The following is a 22,085-nucleotide window of genomic DNA, read 5'->3' on the forward strand; positions in this document are numbered from 1 at the left end:
CACCACTGACAACGCCCCTCAGCCGGCCGCCCGAACCGTCCCGCCCGCCTCGTCGGCGCCACCCACCGCGCCCGGCGGTGCCAGCGGGATCTGCGGTCCCGAGCACTCCCGCAGCCAGCGCCGCAGCACCTCGTGCACCTGCTCGGCCCCCACCAGTTCCGTGCCCTGCGCCACCGGCGCGGACAGATCCGCCGGCCACAGCAGGAACGGCCGGGACTGCTCGCCGCCCAGACCGCCGTGCGAGCCGATCTGTTCCTCGAAGGCGTGCACGCAGCCCGTGGCCCCGTCATGCATCGAGTTGACCATGATGTCGGCGACGTGCGGGAAGGTGTCGGTGCGGCGCACCGCGGCCGCCGCGCCCGGGCCGAAGGGGGCCAGTGGCCCTTCCCCGTCCTTCAGTTCCGACACCGGGACCTCGGTGCCGCCACGGCCGAGCACCACCGATCCGTGCCGCTCGCTGCGGACCAGCAGGAAGCCGATGCCGGGGTGGTTGGCGAGGGTGCCGAGCAGTGCCGGACGGCTCCGGTCGAGCTGTTCGCGCGAGGCGCGTCCCTCGATGTCGGGGAAGGAGATCAGGCCGAGGTTGCCGGAGGCGAGGACGACGGGGTCGGACGGCTTCGCACGGTGTTCCACCTCGCCCTCCTCGACCGGCCGGTGCAGGGCGATCCGTACCGCGTCACGCGCCTCCGAACCGCTGGGGGTGCGCTGCGCCCGACGGGGTACGGGCAGCCCGCAGCCCGCCCGCACCAGGTCCTTGAGCGTCAGCCCGTACGCCTCCACGAAGGTCTCTCCGGGGCTCTGCCCGTGGTCGGAGAGCAGCACGATCCGGTACCTGCGCGGGGTGTGTTCGGCGACCTTGACGATCAGGGCGAGCGAGCGGTCCAGGCGCGCGAGCACCTTCTCCGCGTCACGGCTGTGCGGTCCGGAGTGGTGCGCCACCTCGTCGTACGCGACCAGGTCGGCATAGACGGCGGTGCGTCCGGCGAACATGTCCCCGATGACGGCGGCGACCACCACATCGCGTTCGACGACGGTCGCGAAGGCCCGGATGAACGGGTAGAGCCCACCGCGCTTGATCCGGGGCGTGTCCTTCCGTATCCGCGCCCGGGTCGACTGCCCGATCTCGCGGCAGACCTCGGCGACGAACGACAGCGCCGTACGCACCGCGTTGGCCGGATCGGAGAAGTAGGCGAAGTACCCCGCCCTGGAGCGGCGGCCCTTGCCGAGCCGGGCCGCCATGGACAGGACGAGTGCCAGCTGGTCGGCGCCGCCGCTGAAGAGGTTGCCGCGGCTGGCACCGTCGAGCGTGAGCAGCCCGCCGTCATGGGTGCGTGCGATGGCCCGGCGCTGGAGTTCTATGGCGCTCGCGGGGCGGCTGGAGACCATGACGTCGCCGGTCTCCTTCTCGTACCAGCGGAAGGCGGGGACGTCGTGGTTGCTGCCGTGCAGGATGCCGAGCTGGCTGGCGCCGGTCTGGCTGGACCAGTCGGTGCGCCACGGGGTGAGCCGGTGGCCCTCCTCGTCGGCGAGCCAGTTGGCGACGGTCGGCATCAGACGGGAGTCGGCGGCCCGGGCGAGCACGTCGTGGCCGACGCCGTCGAGCTGGATGAAGACGGTGCCCGGCGGTCCGCTGCGCCCGCTGTCCGCACCGCTGCGTCTACGGCGGCGGTCGGCGAGCCGTGAGAGCCGGCGCCGGTAGGCGTTGTCGTCGCGGACGGCCAGCGCCGTGGAGGTCGCGGAGGCGACGGCGGACATCACGGCCGCGACGACGACCGCGGTCTCCGGGTTGGCGGCGCCGCGCCCGTCCGGGATGAGTCGCAGGGCGACCAGCAGCAGCGAGCCGTTCAGGAAGAAGACGAGCATCCCCAGGACGAGTGCGGGCACGATGAGCAGTGCCCGTACCAGGACCGGCCAGACCAGCGCGGAGAGCAGACCGAACGCTCCTGCGCCCCAGGCCGCGGTGAACGCGATCTTGGTGATGCTGTCGCCGTCGTCCGACTGGAGCTGGAAGTCCGGCAGAATCCCGGCGAGCGCCAGCATCGTGAGCGTCGAGACCGCCCACACCACAACCACTCGCATCAGGGCGCTGCCGGCTGTTCGCCATCGCCCGTCCACCACGCCGTCCCACCTCACGTCCGGACCCCGCCGTTCCGGGCCCTGTCCCCCAGCTTTTCACAGCGCGGCCGCGGGCGACTGGCGGCAGCGGGCAGGAGGCCGGTCAGCAGCCGTCGTATCCGGCGGTAGGCATGGAGAGCCTGCGGTGCACACTCGCCTTCGTACGGGCGGTGTACGGCGGCTCGTCCAGTCCCGCGATCTCCAGCCGTACGCCGCGCCGCTCGCACTCCGCGGTGAACTCCGGCACCGAGGTGAGGGCCCGCGCCAGCACCCGGTCGTTGGCGGCGACGAAGAGTTCGACATCGCCGCTCTCGACGTCCGTCCACAGGGCGTGGTGGTCGGGGCGCAGCCCGTAGAAGCGCAGCTGCCGGGTGACGACGTATCCCTTGTCGGCGGCCCAGCGGGCGCACATGTCGTGCTGGCTGCGGGTGTCCACGAGGAACGGATCGCTGTCGAGCTCTTCGAGCGGCGTGAGACTGGCGATGGCCGCCACCCGTACGTCCGTTGCGTCCCCCATGGCCGTTCCCCCCGTGCTAGGCGTACGGGCGACCCTACCGCTCCGGCTCCCGTACAAGAAGGCACATGTCGGGACGGGAGGAGCGCGGAGTACGGAACGCCGGTGCGCCCCCCGAGGGCTACGACCGGACGGAGCCGGGTCACCCGACACGGTCACGGCACTAGGCTCGATGCCAGGGCCGGAACTAGGAACCCGGGAACGAGGAGGCACCGCGTGCCGGTGGAAGTCACCTGGTGGGGTCATGCCACCTGCACAATCGAGGACTCCGGGGTCCGTGTGCTGACCGATCCGCTCTTCGTACGGCGCTTCGCGCATCTGCGCCGCCGCCGCGGCGAGCTGCCCGGCCCCGAGGCCACGGTCGCTGATGTGGTGCTCGTCTCGCATCTTCACTCCGACCATCTGCATCTGCCGTCACTGGCCCGGCTCGCCCCCGGAAGCCGGCTGATCGTGCCGGTGGGTGCGGTGCGCTCCGTCCCGGGGCTGCGAGTGCTGCGCTCGGTGCGCGGGCTGCGGATCACCGAGGTGGCACCGGGCGACGGGGTCCGGGTCGGCGAGGTGCTGGTACGGGCGGTTCCCGCACTGCACGACGGCAGGCGCCTGCCCATGGGCCCGCACCGCTCCCCCGCGCTCGGCTATGTCGTCGAGGGCGAGGCACGGACGTATTTCGCCGGTGACACCGGGCTCTTCGACGACATGGCCCGGGCGGTCGGTCCGGTGGATGTGGCGCTGCTGCCGGTGGGCGGCTGGGGTCCGAATCTGGGCCACAGCCATCTGGACGCGGGCCGGGCCGCGCAGGCGCTGGCCCGGCTGGCGCCGCGGTCGGCCGTGCCGGTGCACTACGGCACGTACTGGCCGATCGGAATGGACGGAGTCAGGCCGCACGAGTTCCACGCACCCGGTGACGAGTTCGTCCGCAAGGCGGCGCTGCTGGCGCCGGAGGTGGCGGTGCACCGGCTGTCCCACGGCGAACATGTGCGGCCGGAGGCCGCCAGGTGATCCAGGAGGTCGTAAGACAGCTGCCCCCGGAGTCGACCCAGCAGGCGGTGGGCTATCCGTCCCTGTTCCTGCTGGTGGCGCTGGGCGCGCTGGTGCCTGTGGTGCCTACGGGTGCGCTGGTGAGTTCGGCCGCGGTGGTGGCGCTGCATCAGTCGTCGCCGTTCTCGCTGCTGATCGTCTTCGGGGTGGCGTCGGCCGCGGCGTTCCTCGGCGATATCTGTCTGTACTGGCTCGGTCAGCGCGGGGTGCGGTCGAAGAACGGTTCGAAGTGGCTGCAGGCGATCAACGACCGGGCCGCCCCGGAGCGGCTGGCGCAGGCGCAGCAGAAGCTGGACGAGCACGGTGCGATGGTGCTCGTGCTGTCGAGGCTGGTACCGGCGGGGCGGATTCCGGTGATGCTGGCCTGCCTGCTGGGGCGGATGCCGCTGCACCGGTTCGCCCGTGGGGATGTGCCGGCCTGTCTGGCGTGGGCGGCGACGTACCAACTGATCGGCATTCTGGGCGGTTCGCTCTTCCCCGAGCCGTGGCAGGGTGTGGTCGCGGCGGTGGGGCTGACGCTGCTGATCAGCGGGGCTCCCGCGGTATGGCGCCGGATGAGGGCGCGGTTCAGCCACTGATCGTGCGGGGTTCCGGTTCGAGCACGCGGGAGCCGCCGATCGGCAGGTCCCAGAGCCGTTCGCGGGGGTGTCCGGCCCGCTGCCAGGCGGTACGCAGTCGGGTCAGCGGTTCGAGTACGGGCTCCGCCGAGAGCAGGAAGGTGGCCCAGTGCATCGGCGCCATCGCGCGGGCGCCCAGGTCCTCGTACGCCTGCACGGCCTCCTCCGGATCGGTGTGTACGTCACCGAGCCACCAGCGCGGTTCGTACGCCCCGATCGGCAGCAGGGTCAGATCGATGCCCGGGTACCGGCGGCCGATCTCGCCGAACCAGTGCCCGTACCCGCTGTCCCCGGCGAAGTGGATTCGCTGCCCGTCGCGTCCGGTGTCGATGATCCAGCCGCCCCACAGGGAGCGGCAGGTGTCGGTGAGGGTCCGCTTCGACCAGTGGTGCGCGGGCACGAAATCGAAGCGCACGCCGTTCAGCTGGGCCGATTCCCACCAGTCGAGTTCGGTGACGCAGGTGAAGCGGCGACGGCGGCACCAGCGGCCGAGCCCGGCGGGCACGAACAGCGGGGTGTCCTTGGGCAGTCTGTGCAGGGTGGGGGCGTCGAGGTGGTCGTAGTGGTTGTGGCTGATGACGACGGCGTCGACGGGCGGCAGGTCCTCCCAGCGGACGCCGACCGGTGTGATCCTGGCCGGGGTGCCGAGAATGCGGCGGGACCAGACGGGATCGGTGAGGACGGTCAGCCCGCCGGTGCGCACGATCCAGCTGGCGTGCCCGGCCCAGGTCACGGATGTGGTGCCTGCGGGGGTGGCGGGCAGAGGTTCCGGGGCGTACGGGAGCCGGTGGATGCCGCGCAGTCCCTCCGCATCGGGCCGCAGGGCACGGTCACGGGCCAGTCGGGACATGCCCATGACACTCGGAAGTGGTGCGGTGAGCCGGCCGGCGAAGGTCTTCGGCCAGACCCGGAGCTCGCCGAGCGGACGCGGTTCGACGACCTCTCCGCGAGAGGCCTGGCGCGGGTGCACGGTCCCGGGGAGGGAGCGCTCGGTCTGTTCCGTCATCGAGAGACTCCCGTCTCGGAGTTCGGCACCGGAGTTGCCCGGGGTCATCGGGGTCATCGGGGTCATCAGGGTGATTCGGAGTTCGGTTCGGCATCTCGGTTCGTCACCGGAGTTCGTCGAGGGCCTCTGCGAAAATGCTCAGGGCTTGAGCCACATGCGGCAATTCCAGGGGCGCCACAGCGGTGAGGGACTCCATCTGCTGTTCCGGAGTCGACCCGAGGAGCGTCCCGGTGCCCAGCCGTACGCGCAGCGCCCCCAGTTCGTCGCCGAACCGGTGGCCGCCGGGCGCCGGTGCGCCGAGGCGTTCCGTCAGGTACTCCTCCAGTTCGAGTGAGTCGGTGACACCTCGGTTCGCGAGCCGGGATCTGAGCGGCCCGAGGTCGGCGTAGAGATGGCGGCCGGCCTGCGGGGGTCTGGCCAGCGCGCCCGATGCGAGGACCGCGCGGTGGGCCGCTGCCGCGACCTGCGCCTGGAGCGCGGCGGCCCGGCGGACCCGGTCCGTGACGGAGTCCGGTTCGCGCAGCGCGTGGGCGGCGGCCATGGCCACGGGCCCGGCGACGTGCGCGCCGAGTGCGGTGAGGATGTCGAGGGTACGGGCATGGCGCACCGCCGCCCGCTCGGTGTCCGGGAACCGGGCGACCGCGACCGGCCAGGCGGACGGGGTCAGCGCACCGGCGAGATCACAGACGACCGTGACATCGTCGGGGCACATTTCGGCCGGACTGAGCAGGACCGTGTCGTGCGGCCGGTGCAGGGTGTCGCGCCAGGTCTCGTCGCTGACGATGTGCAGCCCTTCGGCGACCGCCGCCTCGCACGCCTCGCTCACGAGTTCCGGCGGGACGACGGTGGCGGTCGGGTCGTCGACGACGGAGATCAGCAGCAGCCGGGGCCTGCCTCCCTCGGCGCGCACCCTGCGTACGGTCTCCAGCAGCGCGTACGGATCGGGCACGCCGCCGCACTCGGCCGGGGTCGGCACATGATAGGCGGGCCTGCCCAGCAGCCTGGCCTGCGGAATCCAGGTGGCTGTGCAGGGACGCGGCATGAGCACGTCGCCGCCGTGCGCGGCGATCAGCGCGAGCAGCAGCGGCGAGGCACCCGGGGCGGCGGCGATGTTCTCCGGGCTGCCGTGCAGTCCGCGCCGCTCCCAGTAGGCGGTCGCGGCCTCGCGCAGGGCGTCGCCGCCGCCGGTCGGTTCGGGTTCGCTGCGGCCGGCCGCGGCGGCGAGCACCTCGGCCAGCTCGGGCAGGACGGGCAGACCGGGATCGGGTGCGGGCGGCCCGTACCGGACAGGGCCGCGGTCCTCCCGCACGGAACTCGCACCACTCCCGTCCTTCTCCTTGCGCCCCGCCCGTCCGGTCCGCTCAGTCCGCTTCCGCGCCATCCGGGCCTCCTTCACCGCCGCCCCGTCCCGTCGTCTCGCACTCAGGGCCCTTTATACGAGGGTTCGGCCGACCGCGCCCGCCCAACGGAGCCGTCGAGGCGCCCGCCCGGCAGCGGGCCATGGGTATCGGCCGGGGGGGGGCGGGCTCAGCCCGCGAAGGCCGACCCGGGCATCCCGTGCCCCGCGTCCGGCAGCACCAGCAGCGAACCGGACAGCGGATGCGGAGCGGCGAGCCCGGTGCGGGCCGAGGTGATGTAGAGGTCGCGCAGGTCCCTGCCGCCGAAGGCGCAGGCCGTCGGGCGCTGTACGGGGAGTCCGACGATCCGGTCCAGGGCGCCGTCGGCCGTGTAGCGGCGCACCGCAGCGCCGTCCCACAGAGCGACCCAGACGGCTCCCCGGGCGTCGACCGTCAGCCCGTCGGGGAATCCCGCACCCTGCTCGACGGTGGCGAACGGGCGTCGGTTCACGGCGTGTTGACCGTCGAAGTCGAAGACGTCGATACGGCGCGTGGGCGTGTCGATGAAGTACATCAGCCGCCCGTCCGGACTCCACCCGATGCCGTTGCCGCAGGCCACGACGGGCAGCACCGGGGTGACCGCGCCGTCGGGCGCGACGCGGGCGAGGCTGCCGCCGGTCTCCACGCCGTCGTAGCGCATGGTGCCCGCCCACAGCGCCCCGTCCGGAGCGACCGCCGCGTCATTGCCGCGGCGTCCGGGCTCCGGATCGTGGACCAGCCAGTCGAAGGCGCCGTCGGGGTCGTACAGGCCGATGCCGTCGCGCAGATTGACCACAAGTCCGCCACCGGCGCGCGGCTTGGCGGCTCCGACGTGCTGTTCGGTGGCCATCACCGTACGGCGGCCGCTCACCGGGTCGTAGGTGTGCACGCGGGCGGAGACGATGTCGACCCAGATCAGCCGGCCGGTGACGGGATCCCAGGTCGGTCCCTCGCCGAGCTCGGCGTGCTCGTGTACGGCGACATCCAGGCGTGTGGTGGTCACTTCTGCCCCTCGTGGTGTCCGAGCCGGCCGGAGAGCGCATCGGCACCGTCGACCGCGAGGCTCGCCAGTTCCTCCTCGCGCTCCTCGGTCCAGCGGATCATGGGTACGGATAGGGAGAGCGCGGCGACGACGCTGCCCGTACGGTCCCGTACCGGCGCGGCCACACAGCTGACATCGGGGCCGGACTCACCGCGCTCCACCGCGACTCCCCGCTCGCGCACCGAAGCGAGCACGGTCCTCAGCTCCTCTTCGTCCGTGATGCTGTCGTGGATCATCCCGGTGAGCCGGAATCACGAACACAGGGTAATCGGGTGGCACTTGCCGCGACAATGCCGGTGACCTCGGGTGAGGTCAGGCCCGTCGGCCGAGGAGCGCGAGCAGTTCGGTCTGCGGGTCGGCGCCCGCGGGGGTCCCGACGGGCGGAGCGAACAGTCCGCTCTGCGAGAGATCCTTCGCATACGGTCCGACCTCGCGGCGTGTGAACGCGACCAGTGGTGCGGGCAGCCGCTCGTCGGCGCCGATGGCCCGGGACAGGTCCCAGGCGTGCACGACCGCGTCGGCCACCATCTGCGCACAGTAGGAATCGGCGGCGCTGTTCCCGTACGACAGGTTCACCGTCCGCTCCAGGGCGCCGGGCGCCTCGAACGCCCGGCGCGCCCCGTCCGCCGCCCGGTCCCACACGGCCACGGGGTCGTCGCCCAGCACATCGCCGTCGAAGGCGTCACCGACCTCGGCGACGGTGCGGCCCTCGGTGAGCAGGGGCGGCACCCAGAGCTGCTCGGAGGCGAGATGGGCGACCAGATCACGGACGGTCCATTCGGTGCACGGCGTCGGTGCGGACCACTGGTCGTCGCGTACGGCATGCACCCGGTCCGTGAACAGCCGGAGCGCCTCGCCGTGGCGGTCGAGAATTTCGCTGGTGGGGACAGATGCCATGGGGTCCACTCTCCCCGGCCCGTAACGGGTGCGCGAGCGCGCCTCCTGGTTCGGCACGTCCGGGCGGGGTATTCGCTGTCCCATGTCTGCACCACGCCGTACCCCGTTCACCGGCCGGTCGTCCACCGCACTGCGCCACTGGCTGCACCGCCGCGATCTCGCCGTGTTCCATGGCCTGGCCCACCGGAACTGGCCGGGCGCCGAGCCCGTGCTGCCGCGACTGAGCCGCAGCGCCGATCACGGGCTGCTGTGGTTCGGTGCCGCGGCGGGCCTGGCGGCGCTGGGCGGCAGTGTCCGGGCCCGGCGGGCCGCGCTGCGCGGGATCGCCTCGCTGGCCGTGGCGTCGGCCGCGATCAACACCATCGGCAAGGGCGCGGTGCGCAGGGAGCGTCCGCTGCTGGACGCCGTGCCGGTGATCCGTCAGCTCAAGCATCAGCCGTTCACCACGTCCTTCCCTTCCGGGCACGCCGCGTCGGCCGCGGCCTTCGTCACGGGTGTCGCCCTCGAATCGAAGGGCTGGGGGGCGGTAGTCGCACCGCTCGCCCTGTCCGTCGCCGCCTCCCGCGTCTACACCGGAGTCCACTATCCGAGTGATGTGCTCGCCGGTGCGGTGCTCGGCGCGGGCGCCGCGTTGGCGCTGCGCGGTGTCGTACCGACCCGCGGACAGCTCCCGGCACCGGGCCGCCCGCCCGGCCACGCGCCCGCACTGCCGGCCGGCCAGGACCTGGTGGTCGTCGTCAACGAGGAATCGGGCACGGCGACCGCGACGGCCTCGCTGGTGCGGAATGCGCTGCCGCGCGCCGAGGTGGTGGAGTGCGCCCCCGAGGAGCTCTCGGCCGAGCTGGAGAACGCGGCGGGACGGGGCCGGGTGCTGGGGATCTGCGGCGGGGACGGCACGGTCAACCGGGCTGCGGCCGTCGCCGCCGCGCACGGTCTGCCGCTCGCCGTGTTCCCGGGCGGGACGCTGAATCACTTCGCGTACGACCTGGGCATCGAGACCGTGGACGACACCTGCGCCGCGCTGTCCGCGGGCGATGCGGTCCGGGTCGACCTCGGCCGGTTCCGGCCCGGACCCGAGGGGACCGATGGTGGACACGGCTACTTTCTCAACGCCTTCAGCCTGGGCGTCTATCCGGAATTGGTGCGGACCCGTGAGCGCTGGGCCCCACGTATCGGGGACTGGCCGGCGGGCTTGGTCGCGGCATGGGAGGTGCTGCGTGGCGAGCGTCCGCTGGAGGCGGAACTGGAGGGTCGGCGGCGCCCGCTGTGGCTGCTGTTCGTGGGCAACGGCCTGTTCCAGCGGGTGGGTCCGGCACCGGGCCGCCGGCACGATCTCGCGGACGGCCTGCTGGACGTACGGGTGGTGCACGGCGGACGGACGCCGGGCCTGCGCCTGCTCGCGGCAGCCGTCGCGGGCCCGCTGACCCGCTCCCCCGTACATGCGGCACAACGGCGCCGGAGGGTGCGGATCGCCGGCCTGAAGCCCGGCACACCCTATGCGTACGACGGCGAGGTGGCGTACAGCCGGCATGAGTTGATGATCGACAAGCTTCCGGAGGCACTGACGGTGTACTGCCCGATGCCGGTGTAGAGGAGCGTCCGGGAATCAGCCACGCGCGAGCGAACACGGGGCGGCCGACTGCGTGTTGGCCGCCCCTTCCGCACGCCGGCCAACCTTTGGCTCGTCCATATATCAAGACACACATCTCATAATTCGACATTCGAGCGTACCGTGACCGTACCGATCAGCGCTTCGCGGTTCGCATGTCGCGCTCTGCGTTTCGAGAAAGGATCCACGGCCATGCCGAAGGAGACCGCCGTCTACACCCACGGCCACCACGAGTCGGTGCTGCGCTCGCACCGCTGGCGCACCGCCGCCAATTCCGCGGCGTATCTGATCGACGAACTCCGCCCGGGCATGGCCGTGTTGGACGTCGGCTGCGGACCCGGCACCATCACCGCGGATCTGGCCGCGCTGGTCGCCCCAGGCCGGGTGACCGCCGTCGACACCACCCGGGAGATCCTGGACCGGGCGGCCGAGGTCGCGACCGAACGCGGCCTGGACAACGTCGGGTTCACCACCGCCGATGTCCATGCCCTGGACTTCCCCGACGACTCCTTCGACGTCGCCCATGCCCATCAGGTGCTCCAGCACGTGGGCGACCCTGTGCAGGCGCTGCGCGAGATGCGGCGCGTCTGCCGTCCCGGCGGCATCGTCGCGGCCCGCGACAGCGACTACACGGCGATGACCTGGTACCCCGAGGTACCGGGCATGGACGACTGGCAGGAACTGTACGGACGGGTGGCCCGCGCCAACGGCGGCGAGCCGGACGCCGGCCGCCGGCTGCTCTCCTGGGCCCGCCGGGCCGGCTTCACCGACATCGCCCCGACCGCCGGCAACTGGTGCTTCGCCACCCCGGAGAGCCGCGCCTGGTGGAGCGGCCTGTGGGCGGACCGTACGGTCGGCTCGGTGTACGCGAAGCTGGCCGTGGACGGCGGCCACGCAAGCACCGAGGAGCTGGCCGCGATCGCCGCGGCCTGGCGCGAGTGGGGCGCACAGGACGACGCCTGGTTCATGGTCCCGCACGGCGAGGTGCTCTGCCGGGCCTGAGCACCGCCAACTACCCTTGTCCGCATGGACATTCTGGGAACCACGCTGCGTATCTGCGTCGACGACCTGGAGGCCGCGGTGGCCTTCTACGAGGACCTCACGGCCAGTTCTGCGCTGCGCTTCGAGCGTGGCGGCGTCTCGGTCGCCGCGATCAGCTGCTTTCTGCTGATGAGCGGCCCGGAGTCGGAGCTGGAGATCCTGCGCAAGGTGACGGCGACGATCGCGGTCAAGGATGCCGACGAAGCCCACGCCTCGCTCACCCGCGTCGGCGCCCGGATCCTCGCAGGCCCGGTACCGACGCCGGTGGGCCGCAATCTGATCGCGGTGCATCCGGACGGCTCGGTCTTCGAGTACGTCGACCGGAACCTGGCCCTCTGACCCGCGGCACCCGGCCCGCGCCGGTGGAGGTGGGCGCGGGCCGGACGGCCTTCGCCATCAACTCCTGGGGCGCATACGGTAGTTGTATCTGTCCGGCAGCGGCTCGTCGGTGAGCTCCGCCCACACCTCGTCCAGGATTTCCGCGCCCTCGCGCAGATCCGCGACCTCGAAACCCTCGTCGAAAACGGCCCGGGCGGCGGCTCGGTCGCCCTCGGCGATCAGCAGCCGGGCCTCCAACAGGCGGAAGCGGCCGCGCTGTCGGACCGCCGGGCGCAGGCCTGCCCACACCGTCCGGGCCGCTTCGGGGCGCCCTGCCGTCAGCAGCGCCTCCATCGCCTCGCCGCCGAGCGCCACCGTGGCGGACGTCCAGGCGTCGCCGTCGTCGCGACGTTCCGCGCACAGGTCGTCGAACGCCTCGGTGTAGAGGTCGGCCGCCCGGTCCCACTGGCCGCCCTCTTCGGCGGCGACGGCGAGGCAGCGCAGCAGCGGCCAGCGGGACGGGGCGAGGGCCAGTCCGCGTTCCCAGCTGCGGACCGCCTGGGCGCGGTCGCCGGCGTGCCACTGGGCGACTCCGAGGTGATACTCCGTGAGGGGTTCGGCCAAGGCCGTCTCCAGCATGTCGCGCCAGTGCGGGGAGACCAGGGAGGGGCCGGGCGGGATCACCCTGCACGGTTCGGGGAAAACGCCCTGGTCGAGCAAGTCGAGCCAGGGTGCCTGTTGTTCACCCAGGGTCGACTCGGCGAACGGTGTGCCGGGGAGTTTGTACTTGCCGCGCCGGACTTCGAGGGCACCCCAGCCGGAACCGGTGGCGAGCGGCTCACCGGGCTCGCTGTCGGCGCAGGGGCGCCAGGCGGCGTACGCGGCGTCGACATCCGCGCGCGGCAGCGCCTCGGCGAGCCGTCGCTCGGTCTCGGCGCGGGCCACCGCCCAGTCGTCGCCGTGCACGGCCCGGGGGTCAGCGGACAGCGGCCCGTACGACTCCAGCCAGCTGAACTCGGCGCCCGGTTCGAGGGGAATGTGTTCCAGCTGGGTACGGGCGAGTCCGGCCTGGATCTCGGCGTATCCGACGGTGCCGGGCTCGGTGAGCCACTCCTGCCAGCGGCGCCCGCCCGGGCCGCTGCCCCACAGGAACAGCTTTCGGCCGCGCAGCAGATCGGTCGACGTCTGGACGAGTCCGTGGCCGTCCTCGTCAAGGGAGGCGATCCAGCGCCGGGCGCCGTCGGGCACCTCGTAGAAGTAGTCGGCGGGGAAGTCGCCGCGCAGCGGGTACGTACGGTCGACGGAGCCGGTCTCGGGGACCGGGACCCTGGTCAGGGTCCGCTCGTAACCGAAGTGCCATGCCTCGTCGGCCGGGGCCAGGACGCGGGTGCGTTCGCCCTCCGGTACGGCGATGTTGGACCACCAGTAGACGGGTGCGGTGTGTTCGTGCGGGTTGCGTATCCGTACGCCGACGTGCAGGAAGTCGGAATCCTCGGGCAGCCAGAGGTCCACCTGGAACGGCAGGTCGCGCAGCCGCTCCCACTCCCAGAGGCGGACCATTTCACCGCCGTCGGGTGCGGGCACCCGGGCGGCGTGGACCGGGGCGCAGGACAGTGTGGTGTGACCCGTGGCGCCGATGTTCCATTCGATGCCGCCGGAGAACCAGGCGCCGTTGAGCGCGAAGTCGGCGGGCTGCAGGACGGGGTTGGTGTAGAGGAGTTCGCGGCCGGTCGGCTTGTGGTGGAGGGAGTGGATGCGGCCGCCGAGCCCGGGCAGGACGGTGGCCCGCAGCCGGTCGTTCTCAATGATGATCGCGTCCAGTCCGGTGGGGACGCGTTCGCGCCCGTACCCGTCGAGGATGCGGACCGGGAGCACGGTGGCCAGTGGTTCGTAGCCGATCTGGCGTGCCATGTCAGGTGGCAGTCCGGCCCTGTCGCGGTCGTCGACGACATGCATCTCGTCGAGCCGCCGCAGTGCGGGCAGCGGGTTCTCCGGGCCCAGTGGTGCGGCGGGCAGAGTCAGTACGGCACGTCGTACGGTCGTGGCCAAGGCAACCTCGCTCCCTCACACGGGCCGCCGCAGGTCCGGGCGCCCTCGATGACCATGGAACACGCTGGACAGCGGCCCGGCCAGGGGCGTCGCCGTCAGACTTCGGCAAAAGACCACGGAGACGACGGCCGGGGTCGCCCTCCCCGCAATGACCCGGGGCCGCCGCCCCCGCGATAATTCGCGTGCGCCCCGTCCTCACCGCCGTAACCTTGGCCCCCGACGGTTCACGAGCGGAATGCGGAGCGGGAAACACGATGAGCACGCAGCACACCTACCGAGTGATCGTGCGCGGTACCTGGGACGGTCTGACGGACGAGGCGCGCGCCCGGCTCCTGTCCGAGGTGGACCTGCACGGCCTGAGCGCGATGCAGTTCACCGAGGAGGGCTCGCTGACGTACGACCGTGTGCTCAAGCATTTCAGCTTCCGATTCGTGGTCGTGTCGGACGCCGGGGACGGCGAGGAGATGGCATCCGCGATCGCCGAGGACCGGGCCGAGACGCTGCTGAAGGAGCAGGGGTACGGCCATGGCGAACTGCGGTCCACGGCAACGGACATGGACACCATGAAAATCAACTACAAGGGGCGGCGGACGTCAGGAGCGGCGTGACACCGCACCGAAAGCTGCCGCAGGTGCACTGACCGGGGAATTCTTGTCTTTCAGTTCTGTCATGGGCTCACTCGCTTGCACATCGGACTGTCCCGTCGGAGCCCCTCCGACAGAGCTGCAAGTCCCTGAAAAGTCCCTGCCGCAGCTCACCTCTGGACAACGATCGGGGCTGGTCGCGGCGGCTCCGCTGCCCCACGGACACCGACCCGCCCAGGGCGCCGGCGGCATCGTGCAAGAGGGTGCCCAGCGCCTCCAGCGGATCAGATGACGGGTGCTCGAACACCATGCGGCTGCGCATCGGTTCAGCCGCCCGGCACTGCTGAGCGGGCCGTCGCTTCCGGATGGGCCGTTCAGCCCGGTCGAACCAGAGCTTCGAGAGGAAGCACGCCCTCGCCGGAGAACAGGCTGCGGGCTGTGGTGATGCGCCGCTCGCGCGCCGGGCCCGAAGCGGTCAGGTTGTCCAGGGCCCGGATCAGCGCCCACGGGTCCGTTGCGTAGTCGGTGAGACCGTGCTCGGCCATCCGTCGGGCGCCCTCTCTGCCATGACCCGGAATGGGCCGATAGCTGACCACCGGCAATCCGACGGCCATCGCTTCGAGCGCCGTTTGCCCTGCCGCGTTGTCGATGAGCGCGCGGGAGGCCGTCATGAGTCCTGGCATGTCGTCGACCCAGCCCCTGGCATCGGCATGGGCGATGCGTGACAGGTCCCGGCGCAGGCGTGTGTTCGTGCCGCAGAGCACGACCGGTCTGTAGCCCGCCGAAGCCACCAGCCGCGTGGTCTGCCCCAGGTGGGCGCCGGCGCCCCAGGCCCCCGTCGAGATCAGCACCTGCGGACGGTCCGGCGGGTCGAGCCGCCGCTGCCGGTCCGCCACCGTGGGCGCCGGGGCGTGGAACCGGGGGGCCACCAGAGCGCCGGAGGTGACGGCCGGGCGCCGTACCGCTCGCCGTACCTGATGCGCAAGATCGGATGTGAGACACAGATGGAGGTCGTTGCCCGGGTGCAGCCATTGGCGGTGAACAGCGAAATCGGTGATGACGACAGCGCTCGGGACCGGGAGTGCGCCGCGCGAGCGGAGCCCGCCGGTGAGCTGGGCGGCAAGGTGGAAGACGGGTACGAGCACGTCCGGTCGTTGCTGTGCGACGAGCAGCAGCAGCCTTCGCTCCGCGAGGGCTGCCAGCGGGGCGCTCCCGGGGCGGGGGCCGCCCCCGGCGCGGAAGAACGCCGTGTACAGCCCGGCATAGACCACAGGCATGCCGCAGATGACCGACCGGTAGAAGGAGCGCAGTCCGCTGCCGATACCAGGAGGCAGCAGATCAAGGACATCGACCGTCGTCGTCCGCCCTCCGCCGGCCTCCAGCCGACGGGCCAGTTCGGTGGCCACCGCGTGGTGACCGGAGCCCATGCCTGCGCTCAGGATGAGGAAGCGTCCGGGTACCGCGTTCATCTGTCGTACACCCCCGCCCGGGCGTCGGTACAGGAGGGCGTTACCGGCCCCCCGAGTCCCTTTTCGCCATCCGGAGCCGGCAGCGCCGATGGCGCCTTCACTCGCCGCAGCGGGAACACCCCCGTCCGGCCGAGGCTCCGATGCGCGGCCGGAGGCTCAGCCGCATGACCAACAGGCACATGACCACCCTCGTTCGGCGAGCATCCGGAGGATCCGTCGGAAGAGGCACGGAACGCGGTTCTTCCATTCTGTGGGTGCGAGCGGTGCGGTGCAGTGAGGCGTGGGCCCCGACGGTTTTGCCGACGCCCGTCCGGGCTACTCCTAACCCGACACGGCGACGCGAAGTCCCACATCCTGAATGTGTGAAGGCGGGCACCGCGCCGTACCGTGCTGAGACAGGGGAGAAGCCATGTCACGTGCTCCGGGCATCACTCAACGCGGCGCGCCCAGCGCTGACGCGTCGGACGGCAGAGGCGTCCGGGCGGGTGTGGCCCTGGTGACGGGGGCCTCCTCGGGTATCGGCGCCGCGGTCTCACGCCGGATCGCGGCCGAAGGCGGCTGGCGGCTCCTGGTCGCCGGTCGCGACCGCGAGCGGCTGGACGGCGTGGCCGCGACGACGTACTCGACGGCTCTCTACGCGGACCTGATGTCGGCCGACAGTACGGAGCAACTGGTCAAGGAGGCCCTCGACACCGCCGGCGGAGTCGACCTGCTCGTGGCGGCAGCGGGGGTCGGCTGGGCCGGCTCCTTCCGTTCCATGCCGGCTGCCGCCGCCGACCGGGTCCTCACCGTGGATCTGGTGTCCGTCGTCCATTTGGTACGGCTTCTGCTGCCGCACATGCTCGCAGCGGGGCGCGGGCACATCGTGCTGATCGGATCGGTGGCGGGAGCCGCGGCTGTCCGCGGTGAGGCGGTGTACTCGGCTGCGAAGGCAGCGATTGCCGCCTTCGCCGATGCGCTGCACTACGAACTGAGGGGAACCGGAGTACGCATCACCCATCTGGTCCCCGCGGTGGTGGACACACCGTTCTTCGAACGCCGGGGATTGCCGTACACCCGTTCGTGGCCCCGGCCCATGCCGCCGGAACGCGTCGCAGACGCGGTCTGGGACGCCGTTGTGGCGGGCCGTGATGAGGTGTTCGTCCCCGGCTGGCTGCGTCTGCCGGGATGTGTGCGTTCCGTTGCCCCCGGGCTCTATCACCGTCTCGCCACCCGCTTCGGCTGAACAGCGACATGAATGTTCTCGCCGTGATGCTGGCGCTGTCGGCGGCTCTCGCCAACGGCGCCGCATCCGTGCTCCAACGGCGGGCCGCCATGGAGCAGGTGGAGTTCGAGGCAGCGGGCGCCAGACCGGATGTGCGGCAGGCGGTGCGCCGATTGGCACAGCTGGTACGCCGTCCTTTCTGGCTGGCCGGTGCGTCGGCGCTCGGGCTGTCCGCGGCCTTCCAGGCGGGCGCGCTGGCGGTCGGCAGCCTGTCGGTGGTCCAGCCGCTGATGGCGAGCGAGCTCCTCTTCACGCTGTTGCTCGGCACGGCGGTCTTCCATCACCGTCCGGGCGGCAGGACGTGGATGTCGTTCCTGATGCTCGCCGCGGGGCTGGCGCTCTTCCTGGCCGCCGCCGGCCCGTCGGTGGGTGAGGCAACGGGACAGGCCGGCACCTGGCTGGCTGTCGGCATCTCCGCCGCGACGGCAATGGCCGCGCTGACCCTGCTCGCCCGGACCCTCGCGGGCGCCGCCTGCGCCGCGGTGCTGGGCTGTGTCACCGCCGTCTCCTTCGCATGTACGGCCGCTCTGATCAAGGAGGTCACGGGCCGGATCCCGCAGGGTGCGGCCGCGGTCTTCACCACGGGGTACCTGTACGCGATGTGCTGCGCCGGTCTGTTGAGTCTGTTGCTGCTCCAGAGCGCCCTGCGTGCCGGGACACTCGCCGCCTCCCAGCCGGCGCTCACCCTCGGGGACGCGCTGGTGGGTGTGGTGCTGGGGAAGGCGCTGTTCGATGAACGGACCGCGCTGGGCGTTCATCTGCTGCCGGCCATGCTCGGTGCCTGCCTGATCGCTGCCGGGACGGTGGGCCTGTCGCTCTCCCCGGCGGTCGCGGGTCACTGGGACTCGACGAGAGGGAACGACATCGCGACCGAGCAGGCCCGACCGCAACCGATGGCCGACAACGACGAAGACGCGGAATCCCGGTGAATCCCCGGCCCATGAGGCTCCCCCCTGCGTTCCGTGCCCCACTGGCCGCGTCGGCGCTGGCGCTGACCGCTCATGTCGCCCCCGCCGGCACCTGGCTGCCCGGGTTGCGGCGCAGGTGTTTCCCTTCCCTGGCCGGCCTCGGACACCCCCGCCACATCGCCCTGACCTTCGACGACGGCCCGGATCCCCGCTCCACCCCGCACTTCCTCCGCGTATTGGACCAGTTGTCCACACGCGCCACGTTCTTCGTGCTCGGGGAGAGCCTTCTGCGCCATCCGGAGCTCGGCCGCGACATCGTCAGCCGCGGACACGAACTCGCCGTTCACGGATGGACACACAGTCGCCCATGGCTTCCCACCGTTGTCCGGGACACGCGCGAGGTCTCGCGCGCCGCCGAGGCGGTACGAAGGATCTCGGGCGCCCGGCCGTTGTGGTACCGGCCTCCGTACGGAATCCTGACCGGTGGCCGCTGGACCGCGGCCCTGCAGTCCGGACTGAGGCCGGTGCTGTGGTCGGCCTGGGGCCGGGACTGGACCGAGGACGCGACCCCCGAGAGAGTTCTGGCGACCGTGCGCAGCGGGCTCCGGGGCGGCGGCACGGTCCTCCTCCACGATGCCGACCTGTCGGCATCCGGCCGGTGGCGGCCAACACTCGCGATGCTGCCGGAAATGATCAGCGGCCTTCGGGCCGAAGGGCTGACCGTCGGCCCGCTCGTCGACCACGGCCTCACGCCCCTGCGCCGGGTCGGTTGAGTACGTCGACCCCGACGGGCCGCGCGCCGGGCCGGAGGCGGCGGACCGCTCAGCCGAGGTCCACCTCCGGCTCGTACATGTCCAGCCACATCGCGAGGTCCAGGGTGCGTTCCAGGCCGCGGCGGGACGCCGAGGTGATCCGGGGCGCATCGTGGTCGGCGACCCGCTGCAGCCGGGCACGGTCGATGAGGTCGAAGACCCGGTGGTCCGGGCGTGCGAGGAGGTCGTGGGCATGCTCCTGGAGGGCGACGGCGTACTTGGGGTCCTGGGTCGACGGATAGGGGCTCTTGGTCCGCTCGTACACGGACCGGGGAAGCAGATCCGCGGTCGCCTCACGCAGCAGGCTCTTCTCCCTGCCGTCGAAGGACTTCAGGGCCCAGGGGGTGTTGTAGACGTACTCGACGAGCCGGTGGTCGCAGAACGGCACCCGGACCTCCAGGCCGACGGCCATGCTGGCGCGGTCCTTGCGGTCGAGCAGGATGCGTACGAACCGCGTCAGGTGGAGATGACAGATCCTGCGCATGCGGTACTCGAAGTCGCTCTCACCGGTGAGCCGTTCGATGCCGGCGACGGCGGAGTCGTAGCTGTCGCGGATGTACGTCTCCAGGCCGAGGGCCTGGTTCACGTCGTCGCGGAGCATGCCCGCGTCCTCGCCGAAGTGCTCGGCGAACCGCACCAGCCAGGGGAAGGTGTCGGCGCTGCGGGCCTCCTCGTCGAAGAACTGGAGGTATCCGCCGAAGACCTCGTCGGCCGACTCGCCGGACAGCGCGACCGTCGAATGTTCGCGGATGGCCCGGAAGAGCAGATAGAGCGACGCGTCCATGTCGCCGAGGCCCATGGGGATGTCCCGGGCCCGGATCATCCGGGCGCGGACGTCGGGGTCGGCGAGGGTGTTCGGGTCGAGCACGATGTCGCGGTGGAGGGTGCCCGCCTGCTCGGCCACATCGTGCACGAACGGGGTGTCGGGGGTGGTGCGCAGTTCGTCGGCGACGAAGTTCTCGGTGCGTCCGACGAAGTCGACGGCGAAGGTGCGGACCTTCTCGCCGCTCTTTGCGAGCTGCCGGGCGGCGAGCAGGGTGACCGCGGACGAGTCGAGGCCGCCGGAGAGCAGGACGCAGCGGGGTACGTCGGAGACCAGCTGGCGGCGCACGATGTCGTCGAGCAGTGACCGTACGTTGGCGATCGAGGTGTCCCGGTCGTCCGGGTGCGGACGGGTCCTGAGCTGCCAGTAGACGTGCTTGCGCAGGCCGCCGCGGTCCACGGTGACGACCGTGCCGGGCTCCACCTCGTACATGCCGTCCCATACGGCGTGGCCGGGGTTCTTGACGAGGGTGAAGAGCTCCCGGAGCCCGTCGAGAGTCACCCGGGGCCGGGCCACGGGATTGGCGAGGACGGCCTTGGGTTCCGAGCCGAAGAGCACTCCGTCGGACGTCGGCCAGTAGTAGAAGGGCTTGACGCCCATCCGGTCGCGGATCATGACGAGCTTGTCGTGGCGGCTGTCCCAGAGGGCGAAGGCGTACATGCCGTTGAGCCGTTCGGCGACGGACTCGCCCCACTCCAGATAGCCGTGCAGCACGACCTCGGTGTCCGAGTCGGTGATGAAGCGGTGCCCGCGGGCGGTCAGTTCGGTACGGAGTTCGGTGAAGTTGTACGCCTCACCGGAGTAGACGAGAGCGACTTCCCCCTCGGGTGTGCCGACGGTCATGGGCTGGCGTCCGCCGGGCAGGTCGATGATCGCGAGCCGCCGGTGTCCGAGCCCCACGTGATCGGCGATCCAGGTCCCCCGGTCGTCGGGGCCCCGGCAGGACATGGTCTCCGTCATCGCGTCCAGCGTCGCGACGTCCTCGGCTGCCCGCAGATCACGGTCGAAGGAGACCCAGCCGGTGATGCCACACATACGCGTCCTCCCGATTCGGTCCCGGCCGGAAAGCGTTCGTACGCACGGTGCCGTCCCCCGGGCGGCGTGCCGAAAGCGAAGGCCGGCAGAACCAGTTGCATTTAGCAGCTATGTAACGAGCCTCTGCCTGCGATTGCGTACGGTCAACACGGTCGTTACATCGACGGAGGCCGGCCCCTCATACTTTCGGCCGCCATTTTTCCCTTTCTATACAGGGTGTTGCGCTCCGCAGCCCGTACGGGAAAGGCCCGCGGGCGCGGCGGGCAGCCCGAATCGGCCACAAGCAAAGACTTGACCAATCCGGGGTGGGCCAGTGGGGTGCACCCTGGGGGTCAGCAGATGGTCCGATACCCCACATCGGGCAGATGCGCCTGCCATTCGTCCTTCGAGAGACCGCCCCGGGAGCGTGAGCAGGCGGCTGCGGCCGCCCGGACGGAGCGAGCGGGTAGGTGCGCAGGGCGGTGTACGGGGTGGTGACGCGGAGCCGGCTGTCCTGTGCGGCGAAGGCCGGCGCCGGCACGGGCCCGTCCGTGGCGGGCAGCGGTGCTCCCTGGGAGCCGGGGTCCTCGGTGTCCGCATACGCACGGAACCGTCGGGTGAGCCGACGGCGACGGACCGGCTGTCGGCGGAGAACGCCAGGGCCGGTCGCGGGAGCCCGCCGTCGGTGCCGGGAGCCGGCACGGCGAGGCGGCGGCGCCCCGCCCCGTCCCACAAGGTGACGCGTCCGAAGAAGTCGGCCATGGCCAGGTATTGGCCGTCCGGGCTGTAGGCGGCGGTTGCGACAACACTCTCGCCCCGCAGGACGCGCCTCGCCCGGCCCGACTCCGGTTCCACCGACTGACCCAGCTCCGTGAGGAACCTGCCGTCCGGGGCCGTCGCCACCACGGAGCCGTCACGCTTGCGGTACACGGTGGACCAGGCGGGGTCACCCTTCAGTTTCCCGACCTGGTCGGCCCAGGACCGGCAGCGTGGTCGGCATCGACAGCGGGTCTCCGGGCTCGAACCGGGCGAGCCCCGGGTAGGGCGCGCCCGCCGTCCGCTGCTCCTCGGCTGCTGCCGACTCCGAGGAGGCGGCTGCGCGCCAGCGCTCCTCCCAGTGCGCCGCCTCGCCGCCGCAGGCCGCCGCATAGGCGAGGGCGACGGGCAGCGACGGCAGGCGCTCGCCGGCTGCGGCGGCGGAGAGTGTGGGCGCCGAGAAGGGCGCGTGCCGGGCCATCGCACGGTAGGCGGGGCTGCCCGCCCGGTGGCGGAGTTTGCGCAGTTCATGGGCGAACATCTGCACCGCACCGGCGGCAGGATCCACCGGTTTCTCCGGACGTCCCACCCTGTGCCCCCACCGTCGAGTTACCGAACCGGCGATCACGCCATGCGCCGTCGAGTTGTCTGCGCAACGGCGCTGAACAGCGCAAATGAAATTGATTGGCACCGCCTGCGGGGGCTGCCCATCAATACGACGGACGATCGACTGAGCGAGAGACCTCTCTTCGGACGGAGCACGTCATCTCTCTCATCCAGCGCACCGCACACGTCGTCGATTCGCGAACGGAACATCTCCCGCAACCGGTCCG

At 71.6% G+C, this 22,085-nt stretch carries 19 protein-coding genes and 1 pseudogene; 9 read left to right on the forward strand and 11 right to left on the reverse strand.

All coding sequences use genetic code 11. The annotated features are described in order from the left end of the window. Positions 1–18: 18 nt before the first annotated feature. Positions 19–2,079 (reverse strand): phage holin family protein, encoded by a 2,061-nt coding sequence (locus ACZ7IB_RS33180; RefSeq protein ID WP_470917695.1) that lies wholly within the window; start codon positions 2,077–2,079, stop codon positions 19–21. Between the two features lie 139 nt (positions 2,080–2,218). Next, a complete protein-coding gene (locus tag ACZ7IB_RS33185) occupies positions 2,219–2,632 on the reverse strand; it encodes a recombinase family protein (protein ID WP_470917652.1) in 414 nt (137 codons plus the stop codon). 213 nt (positions 2,633–2,845) lie between these two features. On the opposite strand from ACZ7IB_RS33185, the gene ACZ7IB_RS33190 reads away from it, so the two are divergent. Both ACZ7IB_RS33190 and ACZ7IB_RS33195 read left to right on the forward strand, forming a co-directional pair. Further along, positions 2,846–3,628 carry an MBL fold metallo-hydrolase gene (locus ACZ7IB_RS33190; protein ID WP_470917653.1) on the forward strand — a complete coding sequence of 261 codons (783 nt, stop codon included), beginning with the start codon at positions 2,846–2,848 and terminating at the stop codon, positions 3,626–3,628. Continuing rightward, positions 3,625–4,245: a DedA family protein gene (locus ACZ7IB_RS33195; protein WP_470917654.1), complete on the forward strand. Its 621-nt coding sequence runs from the start codon at positions 3,625–3,627 to the stop codon at positions 4,243–4,245. Before ACZ7IB_RS33190 ends, ACZ7IB_RS33195 begins: the two co-directional genes overlap by 4 nt. Here the strand turns inward: ACZ7IB_RS33195 and ACZ7IB_RS33200 are convergent. The 5 genes and pseudogenes from ACZ7IB_RS33200 to ACZ7IB_RS33220 all read right to left on the reverse strand — a co-directional run bounded on the left by ACZ7IB_RS33200 (position 4,235) and on the right by ACZ7IB_RS33220 (position 8,605). After that, positions 4,235–5,290, reverse strand: coding sequence for an MBL fold metallo-hydrolase (locus ACZ7IB_RS33200; protein ID WP_470917655.1), 1,056 nt, complete (start codon positions 5,288–5,290; stop codon positions 4,235–4,237). The two genes, ACZ7IB_RS33195 and ACZ7IB_RS33200, sit on opposite strands and share 11 nt — an antisense overlap. 103 nt (positions 5,291–5,393) lie before the next feature. Continuing rightward, entirely contained in the window at positions 5,394–6,671 is a 1,278-nt protein-coding gene (locus ACZ7IB_RS33205) for an aminotransferase class I/II-fold pyridoxal phosphate-dependent enzyme (protein WP_470917656.1), read from the reverse strand. Between the two features lie 146 nt (positions 6,672–6,817). Beyond that, a complete protein-coding gene (locus tag ACZ7IB_RS33210; protein ID WP_470917658.1) occupies positions 6,818–7,669 on the reverse strand; it encodes an SMP-30/gluconolactonase/LRE family protein in 852 nt (283 codons plus the stop codon). Then, a pseudogene (locus tag ACZ7IB_RS33215) lies at positions 7,666–7,938 on the reverse strand (IclR family transcriptional regulator domain-containing protein); the annotation flags it as partial. The pseudogene ACZ7IB_RS33215 and the gene ACZ7IB_RS33210, both read right to left, overlap by 4 nt. An 82-nt stretch (positions 7,939–8,020) precedes the next feature. After that, the gene (locus ACZ7IB_RS33220; RefSeq protein WP_470917659.1) at positions 8,021–8,605 is read right to left on the reverse strand and encodes a TIGR03086 family metal-binding protein; all 585 of its coding nucleotides are present in this window, start codon (positions 8,603–8,605) and stop codon (positions 8,021–8,023) included. Between the two features lie 82 nt (positions 8,606–8,687). Between ACZ7IB_RS33220 and ACZ7IB_RS33225 the strand changes: the two genes are divergently transcribed. From ACZ7IB_RS33225 to ACZ7IB_RS33235, 3 genes are all read left to right on the forward strand, one after another. Beyond that, positions 8,688–10,196 (forward strand): phosphatase PAP2 family protein, encoded by a 1,509-nt coding sequence (locus ACZ7IB_RS33225; RefSeq protein ID WP_470917660.1) that lies wholly within the window; start codon positions 8,688–8,690, stop codon positions 10,194–10,196. A gap of 210 nt (positions 10,197–10,406) precedes the next feature. After that, entirely contained in the window at positions 10,407–11,216 is an 810-nt protein-coding gene (locus ACZ7IB_RS33230) for a class I SAM-dependent methyltransferase (protein ID WP_470917662.1), read from the forward strand. Positions 11,217–11,240: 24 nt separating this feature from the next. Next, the gene (locus ACZ7IB_RS33235) at positions 11,241–11,594 is read left to right on the forward strand and encodes a VOC family protein (protein WP_470917663.1); all 354 of its coding nucleotides are present in this window, start codon (positions 11,241–11,243) and stop codon (positions 11,592–11,594) included. A gap of 57 nt (positions 11,595–11,651) precedes the next feature. Here the strand turns inward: ACZ7IB_RS33235 and ACZ7IB_RS33240 are convergent, their stop codons facing one another. Beyond that, on the reverse strand, positions 11,652–13,622 hold the full coding sequence (locus ACZ7IB_RS33240; protein WP_470917664.1) for a DUF5107 domain-containing protein: 1,971 nt from the start codon (positions 13,620–13,622) through the stop codon (positions 11,652–11,654). A 254-nt stretch (positions 13,623–13,876) separates the two neighbouring features. On the opposite strand from ACZ7IB_RS33240, the gene ACZ7IB_RS33245 reads away from it, so the two are divergent. After that, positions 13,877–14,230: a DUF6204 family protein gene (locus ACZ7IB_RS33245; protein WP_470917665.1), complete on the forward strand. Its 354-nt coding sequence runs from the start codon at positions 13,877–13,879 to the stop codon at positions 14,228–14,230. A 350-nt stretch (positions 14,231–14,580) separates the two neighbouring features. Here the strand turns inward: ACZ7IB_RS33245 and ACZ7IB_RS33250 are convergent, their stop codons facing one another. Beyond that, positions 14,581–15,675, reverse strand: a complete 1,095-nt coding sequence (locus tag ACZ7IB_RS33250) for an MGDG synthase family glycosyltransferase (protein ID WP_470917667.1) — start codon at positions 15,673–15,675, stop codon at positions 14,581–14,583. Between the two features lie 409 nt (positions 15,676–16,084). Here ACZ7IB_RS33250 and ACZ7IB_RS33255 point away from each other — a divergent pair, with 409 nt between their 5' ends. The 3 genes from ACZ7IB_RS33255 to ACZ7IB_RS33265 are packed head-to-tail and all read left to right on the forward strand — an operon-like array spanning position 16,085 to position 18,620. Continuing rightward, a complete protein-coding gene (locus ACZ7IB_RS33255) occupies positions 16,085–16,900 on the forward strand; it encodes an SDR family NAD(P)-dependent oxidoreductase (RefSeq protein WP_470917668.1) in 816 nt (271 codons plus the stop codon). Between the two features lie 8 nt (positions 16,901–16,908). Next, on the forward strand, positions 16,909–17,868 hold the full coding sequence (locus ACZ7IB_RS33260) for a DMT family transporter (protein WP_470917669.1): 960 nt from the start codon (positions 16,909–16,911) through the stop codon (positions 17,866–17,868). An 11-nt stretch (positions 17,869–17,879) separates the two neighbouring features. After that, a complete protein-coding gene (locus tag ACZ7IB_RS33265; protein ID WP_470917671.1) occupies positions 17,880–18,620 on the forward strand; it encodes a polysaccharide deacetylase family protein in 741 nt (246 codons plus the stop codon). 49 nt (positions 18,621–18,669) lie between these two features. Here the strand turns inward: ACZ7IB_RS33265 and asnB are convergent, their stop codons facing one another. Both asnB and ACZ7IB_RS33275 read right to left on the reverse strand, forming a co-directional pair. Then, complete coding sequence (gene asnB, locus ACZ7IB_RS33270) at positions 18,670–20,517, reverse strand: asparagine synthase (glutamine-hydrolyzing) (RefSeq protein WP_470917673.1); 1,848 nt, start codon at positions 20,515–20,517, stop codon at positions 18,670–18,672. A 925-nt stretch (positions 20,518–21,442) separates the two neighbouring features. Next, positions 21,443–21,820 (reverse strand): helix-turn-helix domain-containing protein, encoded by a 378-nt coding sequence (locus ACZ7IB_RS33275; protein ID WP_470917675.1) that lies wholly within the window; start codon positions 21,818–21,820, stop codon positions 21,443–21,445. Positions 21,821–22,085 lie beyond the last annotated feature (265 nt).

The sequence above is a fragment of the Streptomyces sp. NPDC037301 genome (genome assembly GCF_055602785.1).